Origin of the sequence: Halopseudomonas yangmingensis, from assembly GCF_900114825.1 — a bacterium.
GTDB classification, from domain to species: Bacteria; Pseudomonadota; Gammaproteobacteria; order Pseudomonadales; family Pseudomonadaceae; genus Halopseudomonas; species Halopseudomonas yangmingensis.
Genome location: NZ_FOUI01000008.1, coordinates 86,310 through 102,763, shown reverse-complemented (window position 1 = coordinate 102,763; position 16,454 = coordinate 86,310). Strand labels below are relative to the sequence as shown.

General features: G+C 63.1%; 18 protein-coding genes. 4 read left to right on the top strand and 14 right to left on the bottom strand.

The features are described from left to right. Nucleotides 1–41: 41 nt before the first annotated feature. Both BMZ23_RS09130 and BMZ23_RS09125 read right to left on the bottom strand, forming a co-directional pair. Complete coding sequence (locus tag BMZ23_RS09130; protein WP_093475816.1) at nucleotides 42–1,244, bottom strand: 3-oxoadipyl-CoA thiolase; 1,203 nt, start codon at nucleotides 1,242–1,244, stop codon at nucleotides 42–44. Between the two features lie 4 nt (nucleotides 1,245–1,248). Continuing rightward, nucleotides 1,249–2,763, bottom strand: a complete 1,515-nt coding sequence (locus BMZ23_RS09125) for a 3-hydroxyacyl-CoA dehydrogenase (RefSeq protein WP_093475813.1) — start codon at nucleotides 2,761–2,763, stop codon at nucleotides 1,249–1,251. Between the two features lie 241 nt (nucleotides 2,764–3,004). Here BMZ23_RS09125 and BMZ23_RS09120 point away from each other — a divergent pair, with 241 nt between their 5' ends. Beyond that, complete coding sequence (locus BMZ23_RS09120) at nucleotides 3,005–3,439, top strand: PaaI family thioesterase (protein ID WP_425431682.1); 435 nt, start codon at nucleotides 3,005–3,007, stop codon at nucleotides 3,437–3,439. Between the two features lie 3 nt (nucleotides 3,440–3,442). Then, nucleotides 3,443–4,786, top strand: a complete 1,344-nt coding sequence (locus BMZ23_RS09115) for a hypothetical protein (RefSeq protein WP_245748170.1) — start codon at nucleotides 3,443–3,445, stop codon at nucleotides 4,784–4,786. Nucleotides 4,787–4,788: 2 nt separating this feature from the next. Here BMZ23_RS09115 and BMZ23_RS09110 read toward each other — a convergent pair whose 3' ends face one another. From BMZ23_RS09110 to BMZ23_RS09070, 9 genes are all read right to left on the bottom strand, one after another. Further along, nucleotides 4,789–5,949 carry an iron-containing alcohol dehydrogenase gene (locus BMZ23_RS09110; protein ID WP_093475931.1) on the bottom strand — a complete coding sequence of 387 codons (1,161 nt, stop codon included), beginning with the start codon at nucleotides 5,947–5,949 and terminating at the stop codon, nucleotides 4,789–4,791. A 241-nt stretch (nucleotides 5,950–6,190) separates the two neighbouring features. After that, on the bottom strand, nucleotides 6,191–7,324 hold the full coding sequence (gene hemW, locus BMZ23_RS09105) for a radical SAM family heme chaperone HemW (protein WP_093475806.1): 1,134 nt from the start codon (nucleotides 7,322–7,324) through the stop codon (nucleotides 6,191–6,193). Continuing rightward, nucleotides 7,321–7,923, bottom strand: a complete 603-nt coding sequence (gene rdgB, locus BMZ23_RS09100; RefSeq protein ID WP_093475803.1) for an RdgB/HAM1 family non-canonical purine NTP pyrophosphatase — start codon at nucleotides 7,921–7,923, stop codon at nucleotides 7,321–7,323. The genes hemW and rdgB overlap by 4 nt, the downstream gene beginning before the upstream one ends. Continuing rightward, nucleotides 7,916–8,335, bottom strand: coding sequence for a DUF4426 domain-containing protein (locus BMZ23_RS09095; RefSeq protein ID WP_093475800.1), 420 nt, complete (start codon nucleotides 8,333–8,335; stop codon nucleotides 7,916–7,918). Before BMZ23_RS09095 ends, rdgB begins: the two co-directional genes overlap by 8 nt. Before the next feature lie 13 nt (nucleotides 8,336–8,348). Further along, nucleotides 8,349–8,939 carry a methionine biosynthesis protein MetW gene (gene metW / locus BMZ23_RS09090; RefSeq protein ID WP_093475928.1) on the bottom strand — a complete coding sequence of 197 codons (591 nt, stop codon included), beginning with the start codon at nucleotides 8,937–8,939 and terminating at the stop codon, nucleotides 8,349–8,351. Nucleotides 8,940–8,944: 5 nt separating this feature from the next. Beyond that, a complete protein-coding gene (metX, locus tag BMZ23_RS09085) occupies nucleotides 8,945–10,084 on the bottom strand; it encodes a homoserine O-succinyltransferase MetX (protein WP_093475797.1) in 1,140 nt (379 codons plus the stop codon). Nucleotides 10,085–10,250: 166 nt separating this feature from the next. Then, complete coding sequence (locus BMZ23_RS09080) at nucleotides 10,251–10,844, bottom strand: YggT family protein (protein WP_245748169.1); 594 nt, start codon at nucleotides 10,842–10,844, stop codon at nucleotides 10,251–10,253. Further along, nucleotides 10,841–11,668, bottom strand: a complete 828-nt coding sequence (gene proC / locus BMZ23_RS09075; protein ID WP_093475794.1) for a pyrroline-5-carboxylate reductase — start codon at nucleotides 11,666–11,668, stop codon at nucleotides 10,841–10,843. Before proC ends, BMZ23_RS09080 begins: the two co-directional genes overlap by 4 nt. Next, nucleotides 11,665–12,375, bottom strand: a complete 711-nt coding sequence (locus tag BMZ23_RS09070; protein WP_093475791.1) for a YggS family pyridoxal phosphate-dependent enzyme — start codon at nucleotides 12,373–12,375, stop codon at nucleotides 11,665–11,667. Before BMZ23_RS09070 ends, proC begins: the two co-directional genes overlap by 4 nt. 77 nt (nucleotides 12,376–12,452) lie before the next feature. Here BMZ23_RS09070 and BMZ23_RS09065 point away from each other — a divergent pair, with 77 nt between their 5' ends. Together BMZ23_RS09065 and BMZ23_RS09060 are read left to right on the top strand one after the other, a co-directional pair. Further along, nucleotides 12,453–13,487 carry a type IV pilus twitching motility protein PilT gene (locus tag BMZ23_RS09065; protein WP_093475789.1) on the top strand — a complete coding sequence of 345 codons (1,035 nt, stop codon included), beginning with the start codon at nucleotides 12,453–12,455 and terminating at the stop codon, nucleotides 13,485–13,487. 49 nt (nucleotides 13,488–13,536) lie between these two features. Beyond that, on the top strand, nucleotides 13,537–14,679 hold the full coding sequence (locus BMZ23_RS09060; RefSeq protein ID WP_093475786.1) for a PilT/PilU family type 4a pilus ATPase: 1,143 nt from the start codon (nucleotides 13,537–13,539) through the stop codon (nucleotides 14,677–14,679). 8 nt (nucleotides 14,680–14,687) lie between these two features. Here the strand turns inward: BMZ23_RS09060 and siaD are convergent, their stop codons facing one another. Genes siaD through siaB form a run of 3 tightly spaced genes read right to left on the bottom strand, consistent with a single transcriptional unit; the run spans nucleotide 14,688 to nucleotide 16,437 of the window. Beyond that, nucleotides 14,688–15,491 (bottom strand): biofilm regulation diguanylate cyclase SiaD, encoded by an 804-nt coding sequence (siaD, locus tag BMZ23_RS09055; protein WP_093475783.1) that lies wholly within the window; start codon nucleotides 15,489–15,491, stop codon nucleotides 14,688–14,690. 1 nt (nucleotide 15,492) lies between these two features. Continuing rightward, nucleotides 15,493–15,876 (bottom strand): biofilm regulation phosphoprotein SiaC, encoded by a 384-nt coding sequence (gene siaC, locus BMZ23_RS09050; protein WP_093475781.1) that lies wholly within the window; start codon nucleotides 15,874–15,876, stop codon nucleotides 15,493–15,495. An 18-nt stretch (nucleotides 15,877–15,894) separates the two neighbouring features. Then, nucleotides 15,895–16,437 carry a biofilm regulation protein kinase SiaB gene (siaB, locus tag BMZ23_RS09045; RefSeq protein ID WP_093475777.1) on the bottom strand — a complete coding sequence of 181 codons (543 nt, stop codon included), beginning with the start codon at nucleotides 16,435–16,437 and terminating at the stop codon, nucleotides 15,895–15,897. Nucleotides 16,438–16,454: the final 17 nt, after the last annotated feature.

Below are 16,454 nucleotides of genomic sequence, written 5' to 3'. Positions count from 1 at the left end.
CAGAACTTGTTTAGTTCAGTGCTTCAAAGTCCTGATAAGCGTTAATCCAGCCGCTCGATCACCGCCGCCACACCCTGGCCCAGACCGATGCACAGGCTGACCAGTGCATAGCGCTTGCCGGTACGTTCCAGCTGGCGCAGGGCGGTCAGGGTCAGGCGCGCGCCGGAGGCGCCCAGCGGGTGGCCGACGGCGATGGCGCCGCCATTCGGGTTCAGGCGTTGATCGTCGAAGGCGATGCCCAGTTGCTTGCAGCAGCCCAGTACCTGCGAGGCAAAGGCCTCGTTGATCTCGATCACATCCATCTGCTCAAGGCTCAGGCCGGCACGTGCCAGCGCCTTCTTGCAGGCCTCCACCGGACCCAGACCCATCACCCGCGGCTCGACACCGGACACGGCACCGGCAAGGATGCGCCCACGCGGCTTGACGCCATACGTCTGGCCGATCGCCTCGCTGCCAAGGATCAGCGCAGCAGCGCCATCATTCACGCCCGAGGCGTTGCCTGCGGTAACCACACCGCCCTCGAACAGCGGACGCAGGCCGGACAGTGCAGCCAGATCGCTGTCGGGACGCGGGTGCTCGTCCTTGTCGACCAGTTTGGCCGGTTTCTTGCGGCCCTGGGAGACTTCAACCGGGTGGATTTCAGCGTCGAAGAAACCCTCGGCACGCGCCTTCTCGTACAGCGCCTGACTGCGCGCGGCATAGGTATCGGCCTCGGCCCGGCTGATACCCAGATCGGCGGCGACGTTGTCGGCGGTCTGCGGCATGGTGTCGTCACCGTATTGCTTTTCCACCTTCGGATTCGGGAAGCGCGCGCCAATGGTGCTGTCGAAGGCGCGGAATTCCCGCGAGTAGGGGCTTTCGCTCTTGGCGATGACGAAGGGCGCACGGCTCATGCTCTCGGCGCCGCCGGCGATGAACAGCTCGCCTTCGCCGGCCTTGACCGCCCGCGCGGCATCCAGAATGGCCGCCAGGCCCGAACCGCACAGGCGGTTTACCGTGACCCCGGCCACCTGCGGCGGCAGACCGGCCAGCAGACCGGCGTGACGCGCCAGGTTGCGCGCATCCTCACCGGCCTGGTTGGTGTTGCCCATCACCACGTCCTCGTAGGCCGACAGCTCGAAGGCATTGCGGCTGACCACCGCACGTATTACTTCGGCCAGCAGGTCATCGGGGCGCACGCTGGCCAGCGCGCCGGCGTGGCGGCCAAAGGGGGTGCGCAAACCGTCATAGATATAGGCTGTCATGGCATTACTCCTGGGAATCCGGGGTGGTCAGTGGCAGGTTCAGCTGCACGCGACGGCGCAGCCAGGGGCTGGGTCGGTAGCGCGGCTCACCATACACCGCCTGCAGGTTGTTCAGCACCTCAAGGATGCGCGGCGTGCCGTAGTGCTCGCCGAAGGCCAGCGGGCCCTTGGGGTAGCCCAGCGCCAGCTGGATGGCGCGGTCGATGCTGTCCGGGCTTGTGATGCCCTTCTGCACGATTTCGCAGCCAAGGTTGACCACACTGGCGATCAGCCGCTGGATGACAAAACCGGGCGAGTCGTTGATCACCTCCACCGGCACACCATCGGCAGCCAGCGCCTGACGGGCCTGGGCGACCAGCTCGGCGCTGCTTGCCGGGTTGCGCATCAGCACGCGGCGCTTGTCCCAGCTGGCGAAGCAGTCCAGCGCCACTGTGCGCTCGGCCGGCAGGCCAAGGCGGCTGACCAGATTGGTGCAGTCCTCGCCCAGCGGGGTGACCAGGCAGATGGCATTGGCGCTGGGCTCGGCGCCGTTTTCCAGGCTGGCGCCGGCGGCGCTCAGTACCGCCGAGACCTGATTGCGCAGCCCGGCATCCTGGCTGTCCAGCCAGAACGGCCGGTTGATCAGCACGGTGGCGGCGGCCGATTCCGGCTGCTCGATTTTCTGGCCGTCCTCATAGCGGTAAAAGCCCTGACCGGTCTTGCGCCCCAGCAGACCGGCGGCGACCCGCTGGGCGGCGATGAACGACGGGGTGTAGCGCGGGTCGTGGTAGAACTGTTCGTAGACCGATTCCATCACTGCATGCGATACATCCAGACCGGTCAGGTCGAACAGCTCGAAGGGTCCCATGCGAAAGCCCGGGCCATCACGCAGGATGCGGTCGATCTGCTGCGGTGTGGCAACGCCTTCGCTGAGCATGCGCAGGGCTTCGGTACCAAAGGCACGGCCGGCATGGTTGACCAGGAAGCCGGGGGTGTCCGGGGTGATCACCGCGAAGTGACCGGCCTGCTCGGCCAGTTTCACCAGCCCGTCGATATAGCGCTCTTCGGTGCGTGAACCGCGAACCACTTCTACAATCTTCATCAGTGGTACGGGATTGAAGAAGTGGAAGCCGGCGACCCGTTCGGGGCGCTGGCAGCCGGCGGCAATGCGGGTCACCGAGAGTGAGGAGGTGTTGGTCGCCAGCAGGCAATCGGCGCTGACAATGGCTTCCAGGTCGCGGAGCAGGTTCTGCTTGACCTCAAGCAGCTCGACGATCGCCTCGATCACCAGATCGCAGTCCTTCAGCTCGCTCAGGCTGGTGGCCTTGAGCATGCGCGCCACTGTGGCATCGAAGTCCTGTTGCGACAGCTTGCCCTTGGCCAGGTTGCGTTCAAGCAGGTTGCGGTTGAAGGCGAGGGCTTCGTCGATGGCCTCGGCGCGGGTGTCGAACAGTTGTACCTGAGCACCGCTGCTGGCGAACAGCTGGGCGATGCCGCGACCCATGGCGCCGGCGCCGATGACGCCGATCCGGTTGAACATGCGCATTCTCCTCGGTCAATTGGGAGTTTCGCTTAGCGAAACAGTGTTTCGTTAATAACTGGTCGAGATTAAATCCTGGCCCAAGATGACGCAAGTTTACCGGCAATGATCCGGAATGGCATTCCGCACAACGGTATTGCCTGTGGCATACTGACGCGGTTTTGCGAAATACCGCAGTCAATACCACGGATGCGTCAGGGCTGCTGCAACCAGGCTCCAGTGTAGTGAAGTTGAAGACGAGGTGTCCGTGACAGACGAACAACGCCGGCAGGTGGAACGCACAGTAACCGGATTTTTTCAGGATCTGGGCTGTGAGCTGACCGAATATGCCGAAGGCCATGCGGTGGTGGCCCTGACACTCACCGAGCGCCACCTGAACAATGCCAGCAACCTGCATGGCGGCGTCACTGCCAGTCTGCTGGATATTGCCATGGGCCTGTGCGGTACCTGGGCCGCCAATCCGGACGAGCGCCGGGTCGCCATCACCCTGTCGATGAATGTCAATTTCTCCGCCACCGCCGGGCTCGGTAGTCGCCTGCGGGCCGTGGCGCGCTGCCGCAGCGCCGGGCACAAGGTATTCATGGCCAGTTGCGATCTGCTGGACGAAAATGACCGGCTGGTTGGTTTTGGCGAGGGCGTGTTCAAGAAGGGCGCCCTGCGCAGGGACCTGCCCTGAACCATGCTGGCCGCCCTGCTGCCCCTTGGCGTTGCCCTTGAGCTGCTGGCCCTGCTGGCCGGCTGGCCGCTGTTCAGCTGGCTGGCGGCGGCGGCCTTTGTTGGTTACTTCCTGCGCTACTTCAGCCGGCTGAACCCCTACCCGCGCTGGCTCGGTATCATCACCCTGGGGGTGTTGCTGGCGGCGCTGGCCAGCCCGCGCAGCGGTCTGGAACTGTGGCCACGGCTGGCCTCCTCGGCTGCTTACTACACCAGTTTCCTCGGTGCACTGGGGCTGATGCAGCTACTGGCGGTGCGCCTGCCGCAACTGCGCGAGCTGCACAAGGCGCTGCTGTCCGGCTCCAAGGTGGTGCTCTATCCGCGCTATGTGCTGACCGCCGGCAGCATCGGCTCGATCCTCAACTTCGGCATGATGAACCTGCTGTGCGGCACCCTGGTACAGCACCTCAAGCGCTATCCGCTGAGCGACCAGCAGCGCCGTGAGGGCCTGCGCAGCGTGATGGTCACTACCCTGCGCGGCTTTGCCCTGGTGCCGCTGCTGGCGCCGACCAGTGTGACCATTGCAATCATTTCACGGGAAATGCCGAAACTGGACTGGCTGAGCATGCTGCCCTACGGCGCGGTGGCGGCTGCCCTGATGATTCTGGTTGGCTGGCGTCGCGAGACCCGCGGGCTGCTGGCACTGCGTGACAGCATCGGCGACAGCAGTCGCGCCGAGGGCATGCGCGGTCTGCTGCTGGGCAGTCTGTTGGGGCTGGCGGCTGTCGCCCTGCTCTCCTCGCGCACCGCGCTGAGCGCCTCGCAGGCGGCCATGGTGCTGGTGCCGGTGGGGGTGCTTGGCTACCTGCTGTGGCGCGAGCGCTCGATGACCACGGCGCTGCGCGAGATTGGCGAGAACATGCGCAGCATGCACAACGAAATGTTTATCTTCGGCTGTGCGGCGCTGCTTGGCGGGGCGCTGGGTACGCTGTTGCCGCTGGAGCAGTTCGCTGCCTGGCTGGCGCAGTCGCCTCGCTACAACCTGCTGCTGGCGGTGCTCAGCCTGTTCAGTACCATCAGCCTGGCGGTGATTGGTGTGGCGCCGATTGTCTCGCTGTCGTTAGTCGCCGGTCTGCTGTCCCAGCTGGCGCTGCTCGGGGTGCCGATCATGACGCCGGCGGTGGGACTGATGTGCGGCTTTTCGCTGGCGATGATCTTTTCGCCGTTCGGGCCCTCGACCCTGATCCTGGCGCGCTACAGCGGCGAGCAGCCATGGCGGGTGGCGTTTGGCTGGAATGGCCGCTTTGTCGCCAGCGTGATGCCACTGCTGTTGCTGCTGCTGTTGGTCACCTACTGGTTGCATAGCTGAGGCTAAAAAGCCTGCCGGTAGATTGCCAGCGCATCGGCCTCGGCCAGTGCACGCGGGTTGTTGACCAGCAGGCGCTGTTGCAGCATGGCGTCGCGCGCCAGCATCGGCAGGCTGTCCTCGGGAACGCCGGCGTCGCGCAGGCGACTGGGCAGCTGGCAGCGCGGGCTGAGTTCGGCCAGTGCGGCGACCAGCTGCTCGGTCAGTCGGGCGTTGCTGCCCGGCTGCAGGTCGGGCACCAGCAGCGGCGCCAGTTCGGCATACAGATTCTCGGCGGCCGGTGCGTTGAAGGCGATCACCGCTGGCAACACCAGGGCATTCGACAGGCCGTGGGGGATGTGGAAATGCCCGCCAAGCGGATAGGCCAGCGCATGTACCGCTGCCACAGGGGCGTTGGCAAACGCCTGGCCGGCCAGCAGGGCGCCGAGCAGCATGGCCTGACGGGCCTCGCGGTTGCTGCCGTTGTGCACCGCCTCATCCAGATTGGTCGCCAGCAGGCGCAGGGCCTCGCGCGCCAGCATGTCCGACAGCGGGTTCTTTCTCAGCTTGCTGGTGTAGGCCTCGATCGCATGCACCATGGCATCGATACCGGTGGCGGCGGTGACCGCCGGCGGCAGCCCGAGGGTGAGGTCGGCATCCAGCAGCGCCAGATCCGGCAGCAGCAGCGGCGAGACCACGCCGGTCTTGGTGGTTTCGCCGGTGGTGATAATGGAGATCTGCGTGACCTCGGAGCCGGTACCGGCGGTGGTCGGCACCTGGATCAGTGGCAGGCGCTGGCCCTTGGCGTTGCCAACCCCGTAGATATCCGCCAGTTGCTGGTTGCACTGTGGATGCGCCAGCAGGGCTACCAGCTTGGCCACATCCATCGAGCTGCCGCCGCCGAAGCCGACCAGCAGGTCAGCCTGCAGCACCCGGGCCTGGGCTACGGCGGCCAGCACCACGGCCTCCGGCGGATCAGCCACAACCTGATCGAACACTTCCACCGCGACGCCGGCCTCGGCAAAGCCAGGCAGTACCGCATCCAGCATGCCCAGCCGGGTAATGCCCGGGTCGGTGACGATCAGCACCCGGCGCGCGCCGCGTTCCCGGCACAACGCCCCAAGACGCACGGCACTGCCGGCCTCGCAGAGAATCTGGGCGGTGGTGGCAAACAGAAACGGAGTCATGGCGGCCTCGCTGGCAGGTGGGGTGAGTTGCAAGCTTGAAGCTTCTGGCGGCATGCGGCAAGCGGCTGTTGGGAAGCTGATCAAATAGCTAATGTGCCAACGCAGCAACCGATGGCCTGTTCTGGACACGCTGTAAATACATCCCTGTAAGCTCGGCGATGCCCGTCCAGGGCATCGACGGTCCAGAACAGGTCATCGGTTACCGCGTTCAGAAAACTCTCTGCAATTGATCAGCGTTTCCCTACAGAAACCCCTGCAACAGGTCATTCAGGAACAGCTGGCCGCGCTCGCTGGTGCGCAGCTGCTGGTGCCAGGGTTGTAGCAGGCCGCGACTGACGGTGGCGTCGAGCTGGCTGGCGATCTGCTCGATCGGCTGGCCGGTGCGCTCGCTGTACCAGTGGCTGGGCACGCCGTCGACCAGGCGCAGGGCGTTCATCAGGAAGTCGAAGGCCAGTTCTTCCTGCGCGAGTATCCGGTTGCCGGCGCGGAAGGCTCTGGCCGGGTCGAGGTAGTCCTTCGGCAGGCGGGTTTTCCAGTAGCGTTCGATGCGCCCGTCACTGTGGGTGTGCTTGCCGTGGGCGCCGGCACCGATACCGATAAAGTCGCCGTACTGCCAGTAATTGAGGTTGTGCCGCGCCCGGCGCTGGTCGCGGGCATAGGCGGACACCTCGTACTGCTGTAGCCCGGCTTCGGCCAGTCGGGCCTGCCCGGCTTCCTGGATATCCCAGAGGATGTCGTCCTCCGGCAATTGTGGAGGCTGGCTGTAGAACACGGTATTCGGCTCCAGCGTCAGCTGGTACCAGGACAGGTGCTCGGGGGCCAGTGCCAGCGCCTGCTCGATGTCCGCCATGGCCTGCTCCAGGGTCTGTTGCGGCAGACCGTGCATCAGGTCCAGATTGAGATTGTCGAAACCGGCGCGGCGCGCCATGTCCACCGCTGCCAGCGCTTCATGGTCGTCGTGCACGCGGCCCAGCGCCTTCAGCTGTTGCGGATTGAAGCTCTGGATGCCGATCGACAGGCGATTGATCCCGGCGCGCCGGTAATCGGCGAATTTGGCCTGCTCGAAGGTGCCGGGGTTGGCTTCCAGGGTGATCTCGATATCGCTGGCAAAGCGCAGGCGTTGCTGCATGGCCTGCAACAGACGATCCAGGCTGGCGGCGGAAAACAGGCTGGGGGTGCCGCCGCCAAAGAAGATCGACACCAGTTCGCGCGACTCGCCAGCGCCCAGTTGCTGGTCCAGATCGGCAATCAGCGCATCGATATAGTCCGCTTCCGGCAGCTGCGCCCCGGCCGCGTGGGAGTTGAAGTCACAGTAGGGGCATTTGCGGATGCACCAGGGGATATGCACATAGGCGGCCAGCGGTGGTTGCTTCACGCCAGGCCCAGTCGTTGGCGCAGCTCGGCCATGGCGCGGGCGCGGTGGCTCAGGCGGTTCTTCTGGTCGGCCGGCAGTTCAGCGCTGCTGCAGGCGGTTTCCGGCACCCAGAACAGCGGGTCATAGCCGAAGCCCTGGTCACCCTGCGGGGCATGCAGGATGCGACCGGGCCACTGGCCTTCGCAGATGATCGGCAGCGGGTCGTCGGCATGCCGCACCAGCGCCAGTACACAGATAAAGCGCGCCCCGCGCTCGGCATCCGGCACCCCGCGCAGGCTGTCCAGCAGCTTGGCGTTGTTGGCGGCATCCCCGCCGCCACCGGCGTAGCGCGCCGAGTGGATACCGGGGGCGCCACCCAGTACGTCCACCGCCAGCCCGGAGTCGTCGGCCAGCGCCGGCAGGCCCGAGGCACGGGCGGCGTGGCGGGCCTTGATAATGGCGTTCTCGATAAAGCTCAGGCCATCCTCGACCGCTTCCACCTCGGTGAACTGGCGTTGCGGCAATACGTCGACATGCGCGCCGAGCATCGCCTGCAGTTCCTTGAGCTTGCCGGCATTGTTGCTGGCCAGCACCAGCTGGCGGAATGGCAGTTCACTCATCCGGATGGAACTCCTGCTGGAAACGCACCACCTGCTCCGGGGCGTTGGCATCGGCGCGGATCTTCACCTCGAAGCGCAGCAGGCCGCGCTGGGCGGCCGTGTAGTTGGCGACGAAATACACCGCCTCGCCTTCTTCAATGCGGATGAACTGCAGCGGTGTGGTCTGCGACAGCAGGTTGGTCACCTGGCCCTGCAGCAGCGCATCGACCGGCTTGCCATCACGGTGCACGGCCAGGGTCACCACGCCATGCCGCGGTCCACGCACCAGTCCGGCGCCAGCGGCAATCTCCGGCTGCAGGTAACTGCTGTTGAAGGTGTTGTGGTAGACGGTCAGCCCGCCAATGCGGGTTTCCTGTTGCGCCAGCGCACCCAGCGGCAGCAGCAACAGGCTCAGAATCAGGGCACGCAACATGGTGTTTCCTCGTTCAGCGGGTTACCCGGTAGATCGCCACTTCACCCAGCAGGTTTGGTAGCAGGCTATTGAAGCGGTTGCTCTGGTGGGTCTGGTCGACCACCAGGCGATCAAGGATGCGAATCTGCCGGTTGCGGCACAGGTCCTCGAAATCCTTGAAGGTACAGAAGTGGATATTGGGCGTGTTGTACCAGGTGTAGGGCATGAATTCCGACACCGGCATGCGCCCCTTGAGTCCCAGATACAGCCGGCAGCGCCAGTGGGCAAAGTTGGGGAAGGTCAGGATCGCCTCGCGACCGATACGCAGCATGTCCTCGAGGATGCGATCCGGGTAATGCACCGCCTGCAGCGCCTGGGTCATCACGACTGTGTCGAAGCTGCGATCGGCGAAGTTGTCCAGCCCCTGGTCCATGTTCTGTTCGATGACATTCACGCCACGCTCGATGCAGCGGGCGATCTTGTCGGCATCGATTTCCAGGCCGTAACCCTGCACCCGCTTGTGCTGGTGCAGGTAGGCAAGCAGTTCGCCGTCACCGCAACCCAGGTCGAGCAACTGGCTGTCGGGTTTGATCCACTGCTGGATGATCTGCAGATCGGCACGCAGGGCCATCAGTCCACCTCGATTCGGTTCATATAGCCGGTAAAGGCCTGCAGGTAGCGCGGGATTGGCAGCAGGAAGGCGTCATGGCCCTGGGCGGCTTCGATTTCCAGATAGCTGACCCCCTTGCGTGCTGCCAGCAGGGCGTTGACGATCTCCCGCGAGCGCGCCGGTGAAAAGCGCCAGTCGGTGGTGAAGGACATCAGCATGAAGTCGGCTTGCACAGCGGCGAAGGTCTTTGCCAGATCGCCGTCATGTCGGGCCGCCGGGTCAAAGTAGTCGAGCGCCTTGGTCATCAACAGATAGGTGTCGGCATCGAAGCGCCCGGAGAATTCCTCACCTTGGTAGCGCAGGTAGCTTTCGACCTGGAATTCGACACTGGTCAGGTCGTAGTTCAGGCGTTCGCTGCGCAGTTCACGGCCAAACTTGGCGCCCATCGAATCGTCTGACAGGTAGGTGATGTGGCCAATCATGCGTGCCAGCATCAGGCCGCGCTTGGGGATCACGCCAAAGGCGTTGTACTCGCCGTGATGGAAGTCCGGGTCGGTGAGAATTGCCTGACGGGCCACCTCGTTGAAGGCGATGTTTTGTGCCGACAGTTTGGGTGCGGTGGCAATCGCCACGCAGTGGCGGATTCGCTCGGGGTAGCTGATCGCCCATTGCAGCGCCTGCATGCCGCCCAGACTGCCACCCACCACGGCCGCCCACTGGCGAATGCCGAGGGCGTCGGCGAGGCGTGCCTGACTGTGTACCCAGTCCTCTACGGTGACCACCGGAAAGCTGCCGCCCCAGGGTTTGCCGGTCTGCGGATTGACGCTGGAGGGGCCGGTGGAGCCGTGGCAGCCACCGAGGTTGTTCAGGCTGACCACGAAGAAGCGCCGGGTATCGATTGGTTTGCCGGGGCCGATGCAGCTGTCCCACCAGCCCGGTTTGCGTTCATCCTCGCTGTGGTAGCCGGCGGCATGATGGTGCCCGGACAGCGCATGGCAAATCAGTATGGCGTTGCTGGCGCTGGCGTTCAGTTCGCCATAGGTTTCATAGACCAGTTCGTATTCCGCCAGCGACTTGCCACAGGCCAGCGGCAGCGGCGTATTGAAGGCCATGCGCTGCGGCGTGACCAGGCCTACTGAATCGATCGGATAGCTGGACATCGGGGAGCGTTTTCCTCTGACAAACCCTTGGACTGCAAGGAGCTGACGGCAGTCGATGCGCCAGTCTAAAGAGCCGGCCCGGCACCTGCAACCGGCCGCCGGTCACAGATCGTTGCCCGGCGTTGCCGTGCTTCAGTGACCATGCAGGAGTGTCGGGCGGCAGAGTTCAGAGCGCCAGCGTCAGTCCCGGTGGCATGCCGGTGGCTTTGGCCAGTTCGGCGACTACCAGCATGTCGACCAGCCGCAGGGCAATAAAACCGAAGATTGGCGACAGATCGAGACCGCCAAGGTTAGGCAGGATACGGCGGATCGGGGTCAGTAAGGGTTCGCACAGTTGATGCACCAGCAGTGCGGCCGGGTTACGACTGCCCGGCGCTACCCAGGACAGGATTACGCTGATGATCAGCGCAAAGAAGAACACCTTGGTCAGCAGCGCTACCACCGCCACCATCGACCACACCAGCAGTTGCAGGATATTCGGCAGGCTGCCAATAGCCAGCAGGAAGATGATCGCCAGCACCAGCATCTGCACCAGCAGGGTCAGCACCAGGGATGCCAGATCCAGCCCGCCAAACCCCGGAATTACCCGGCGCAGCGGTGCCAGCAGCGGCTGGGTGGCGCGTACCACGAATTGCGAGATCGGGTTGTAGAAATCCGCGCGCGCGGTCTGCAGCAAAAAGCGCAGGAGCGCCACCAGTACATAGAGTCCGCCAAGGGTCTGCACTACATAGATGGCGGCCATTCCAAGACTGTTGTTCATGCCTTGTCTCCCAGTTGTTCCGCCAGTTCCCCTGCCCGTCGGGCGGCCGCCTGCATGCCGCGGGCGATGCTTTGCGGCAGTTGGTCGGCGGTAAAGCTGCCAATAGCCTGCTCGGTGGTACCGCCCGGTGAGGTCACCCGGCGGCGCAGTTCGGCCACGTCAACCTCACTCTGTACCGCCATTTCGGCGGCGCCGAGGGCGGTGAACAGGGTCAGTCGCTCGGCAGTATCGCGGTTCAGGCCGAGTTGTTCGCCAGCATTGATCATGGCTTCCATCAGGTAGAAGAAATACGCCGGGCCGCTGCCGGACACGGCAGTCACGGCGTCTATCTGGCTTTCCTGATCCAGCCACAGGCTGATGCCCACGGCATTGAAGATTGCCTCGGTCAGCTGTTTCTGTGCATTGCTGACTGACGGCGTGGCATACAGACCGCTGACGCCCTGACGGTACAGCGACGGGGTATTCGGCATGCAGCGAACCAGCGGTGTGTCTTCACCGAGCCAGCGGCTCAGGCTGCGACAGTCGATGCCGGCGGCAATCGAGATCACCAGTTGTCCCGGTTTACGCATCGCGGGCAGCGCCTGACAGACCTCGCGCATCACCTGCGGCTTGACCGCCAGCAGCAGCACATCGCAGTCGGCTGCCAGCACGGCATTGTCAGTGCTGCTGCTGATGCCGAACTGGCGGGCGATGCGCTGGCACTGTTCGGGGTTGTGGTCACTGGCCAGCAGCTGGGCCGGTTTGAAGTTTTGCTGCAGCATGCCACCGATCAGGCTGCTGGCCATATTGCCGGCGCCGATAAAACCGATGCGGGGAGCAGTCATTGCGGATGTCCTTGCGGGGTGGATGAGTTCGGGTAGTGGCGGGCACCGAAGATCGCCGTGCCGATGCGCACCAGGGTGGCACCCTCGGCCACCGCCTCGACCAGGTCGTCGCTCATGCCCATCGACAGGCTGTCGAGCGGCAGTGGCAGCGATTCCAGCAATTCATGCAAGGCACGTAGTGGTGCGCGGCGTGAGTCGCTGTCACTGGCTGGGGCGGGGATCGCCATCAGGCCACGCAAACGCAGGTTCGGCAGGGCGGCCACGGCGGCGGCCAGCTCAGGCAGTTCGGCTGGCGATACGCCGGCCTTGCTGGGTTCATTGCTGATATTTACCTGCAGGCAGATATTCAGTGGGGGCAGTGACGCCGGGCGCTGGGCCGACAGGCGTTCGGCGATTTTCAGACGGTCAACGCTGTGCACCCAGTCGAAATGTTCGGCAATCGCCCGGGTCTTGTTTGACTGGATCGGCCCGATGAAATGCCAGATCAGCGGCAGGTCTCTCAGCTCGGCGATTTTTTCCAGGGCTTCCTGCAGGTAGTTCTCGCCGAAATGCGTTTGGCCGCAGGCATGGGCCGCACGGATATCCCCGGCCGGGCGGGTCTTGCTGACCGCCACCAGTGTCAGGCTGTCTGCTGATCGCCCGGCACTATGTGCGGCGCGTTGAAGCTGACGGCGAACGTTTGCAATATTCTCTGCTATCGTGGACATTAGCTGACCGAGAACCTTGTCATGACCAGTGGCACTGCCGGCATTCTACATGCTTGCAGGACGCAATGGGGAACCCTATGGATATTACCGAGCTGTTAGCCTTCAGCGCCAAACAGGGCGCGTCGGACCTGCACCTGTCGGCAGGATTGCCACCCATGATCCGCGTCGATGGCGATGTACGCCGCATCAACGTGCCGGCCATGGACCACAAACAGGTGCATGCGCTGATCTACGACATCATGAACGACAAACAGCGCAAGGACTATGAGGAGTTTCTGGAAACCGACTTCTCCTTCGAAGTGCCTGGCGTAGCGCGTTTCCGGGTCAATGCCTTCAACCAGAATCGTGGCGCCGGTGCAGTGTTCCGGACCATTCCTTCCAAGGTGCTGACCATGGAAGAGTTGGGCATGGGCGATGTGTTCAAGAAGATTTCCGATGTGCCGCGCGGCCTGGTACTGGTCACCGGGCCCACCGGTTCGGGCAAGTCGACCACCCTGGCGGCGATGCTCGATTACCTGAACAACACCAAGTACCAGCATATTCTGACGATCGAGGACCCGATCGAATTCGTTCACGAGTCGAAGAAGTGCCTGGTCAACCAGCGCGAGGTGCACCGCGATACCCTGGGCTTTGCCGAAGCACTGCGCTCGGCCCTGCGGGAAGACCCGGACATCATCCTGGTTGGCGAGATGCGCGACCTGGAAACCATCCGTCTGGCGTTGACTGCCGCAGAAACCGGCCACCTGGTGTTTGGCACCCTGCACACTACCTCGGCGGCCAAGACCATTGACCGCGTGGTTGACGTATTCCCTGGCGAAGAGAAGTCGATGGTGCGTTCCATGCTGTCGGAATCCCTCACCGCCGTGGTATCCCAGACCCTGCTGAAGAAGATCGGTGGTGGCCGGGTGGCGGCCCACGAGATCATGATCGGTACCCCGGCTATCCGCAACCTGATCCGCGAGGACAAGGTGGCGCAGATGTACTCAGCGATCCAGACCGGCGGCAACCTCGGCATGCAGACCCTCGATATGTGTCTGAAGAATCTGGTGACCAAGGGGATTGTCACCAAGGATGCGGCGCGCGAGAAAGCCAAGGCTACCGACGGATTCTGACTAACAGACAGCGGCACATCTGTCGCACCAGGGATACAAGAGGAACATCATGGAGTTTGACAAGCTGCTGCGACTGATGGTCGAGAAAGGCGCATCGGATCTGTTCATTACTGCCGGTGTGGCGCCGAGCATGAAGGTGCATGGCAGGTTGTTGCCGGTGACCAAGGCGCCGCTGTCGCCGGAGCAGACCCGCGAAACCGTACTGGGTGTGATGACCGAGGCTCAGCGTCGCGAGTTTTCCGAAAAGCGTGAATGCAACTTTGCCATCAGTGCGCGCGGCATTGGCCGCTTCCGCGTCAGCGCCTTCTACCAGCGCAATCTGGTCGGTATGGTGCTGCGGCGTATCGAGACCACCATTCCCACGGTTGACGATCTGCGCCTGCCGGAGGTGATCAAGACGCTGTCGATGACCAAGCGTGGGCTGGTGATCTTTGTTGGCGCCACCGGCACCGGTAAGTCCACCTCGCTGGCGGCGATGATCGGTCATCGTAACCGCAATTCCACCGGTCATATCATTTCCATTGAAGATCCGATCGAGTTTATCCATCAGCACCAGGGCTGCATCATCACCCAGCGTGAGGTTGGTATCGATACCGATTCCTTCGAAGTGGCGCTGAAAAACACCCTGCGCCAGGCGCCCGATGTGATTCTGATCGGCGAGGTGCGAACCCGCGAGACCATGGAGCATGCGGTAGCCTTTGCCGAAACCGGCCACCTGTGTCTGGCGACCCTGCACGCCAACAATGCCAACCAGGCGCTGGACCGGATCATCCACTTCTTCCCCACGGACATGCACCAGCAGGTGTGGATGGACTTGTCGCTGAACCTCAAGGGCATCGTTGCCCAGCAGTTGCTGCCAACACCGGACGGCAAGGGGCGCCGCGCTGCCATCGAGGTGCTGCTGAATACCCCGCTGGCTGCCGACATCATCCGCAAGGGTGAGGTGCATGAGCTCAAGCCGTTGATGGCGCGCTCCAACGAATTGGGTATGCAGACTTTCGATCAGGCCCTGTTCAGGCTTTACAGCGATGGCGAGATTACCTACGAGGACGCGCTGTCACATGCCGATTCGGCCAACGACCTGCGTCTGATGATCAAGCTGGCTTCGGAAACCGACGGCAAGCACCTGATGAACAAGGGCGGCGGCTTTTCGCTGGAACTGGACGAGGAGGAGGCGCGTCTGCGCCGCTGAGAGACGGGTCAGGCGGGGTGGTCAGCGGCTACCCGACACAGGTTGCGTCCCTGTTGCTTGGCCTGCAGCAGGGCGCCGTCGGCACGGTTGACGGTTTCCGAGTAGCTGTTGCCGATGTGGTGGGCAGCGATGCCCGCACTGATACTCAGGCTGAAATTCTCGGCGTTGACGTGCAGGTGCAGGTGAAGCACTGCCTCACGCACCCGTTCGATCACTTGCTGTGCGTCGAAGGCTGTGGTTTCCGGTAGCAGTATGATGAACTCTTCACCGCCCCAGCGCCCGCACAGGTCTGCCTCACGAATTTCCGCATCCAGTACGCGGGCCACCTCGGTCAGCACCTTGTCGCCTACCTCATGACCATACTGGTCGTTGATTCGCTTGAAATGGTCGATATCCAGCATGGCCACAGAAAAACTGTGTCCGTTGCGCCGGGCGCGTTCGCTTTCTTCCTTGAGTCGTTCGATCAGCAGACGACGGTTGCCCAGACCGGTCAGCGGGTCGTGGGTTGAGGCTTCGTGCAGGGCGATATTCAGATCGCGCATCATTTTCTGGTAGCGGTCGGAAATACGCGCGACCTTTTCCAGTTGCCGCAATTGTTTGTTTACCCGCTCGCTCAGGCTTTGTTCGCGCTCTTTGGCCAGGCTCTGGTAGGCATCGGAGATATGACTGATACGGTCGATGCGTCGCGCCAGTTCCTGATGGACCTCCCAGAGTTCGCTCAGCAAGGGGTAGAGCGGATTGCCCTGCTGCTCATCGCTGTCCAGCAGGGCAGTAATCTGCTCCTCGAGCTTTACATGGCTCGATCTTGACATGTCAGGCAGCCACTTCGCTGGTGATGTCGAAGGGGAAGCTGCAGTCCTCACGGAACTCTTCGGCGAGCTCGGCAACGCGTTCGTTGCGCTGGTCGTACAGCCATTGCACAGACACCCTGCGGCCGTCCTGATGTGCCTGCTCGAAGATGTCGAAAATATCCATCATCACCTTGATGCTGCTGGTGTTCAGGTACAGCAGGCGTAGCTCCATATGCAACGGTCGGCTGTCGGCGGACAGAAACTGTTCAATCCATTCGATCAACTGGTTGAACAGTTCGTAGGAATTTTCCGGGTAGGAGTCACCCTGCATGAACACCTTGCCGTTGCCCAGATCGGTACGGATCTCGGGTGTGGACTGGGTGGCGGGGATGGACAGATCACTCATGGTCATGGCTCTTGTTGATCAGATCACGGCACGCAGGCTGAGGAAGCTGCGGCCTTCTGTAAGGGTTTGCAGGGAGGCTTGCAGCGGTTCGCTGGACTTGCGGGCAATATCGATCAGGCCAAGGCCGGCGCCGCTGACCTTTTCCGCATCACGCGGACGGCGCAGCTGCTCTTTGTAGGCTGCCTTTAGCTGGACCTTGTCCAGTCCGGCCAGCGAGTGCACAGAGGCCAGCATCTGTTCGCCGTCGGCGGTATCGACCAGATTGCCAGCGGATACCACGTAACGCCCCTGATCATCGCGGGAAACAATCACGGTGGCGCTGGATTCCTGCTCGCTCCAGCCCTTGTCGCGGCTGTAGTGGCGAATGTTCTGGGTCATTTCGATATACACCGCAAAGACGTCCATCGCCGCTGACGGGGGCGCATCCTCGGCGCTCAGGTAATTGCGCAAGGCGTTGCCGATTTCCTCGATCAGACTGCGCGAGATGGGGCCGTTGAAGCACAGCAGTATCTGCCGTTGGTTGAACTGCTCGCGCAGGGCGTAAAGATCAAGCTGCTGCATCGGAAATCCTCGAAAAG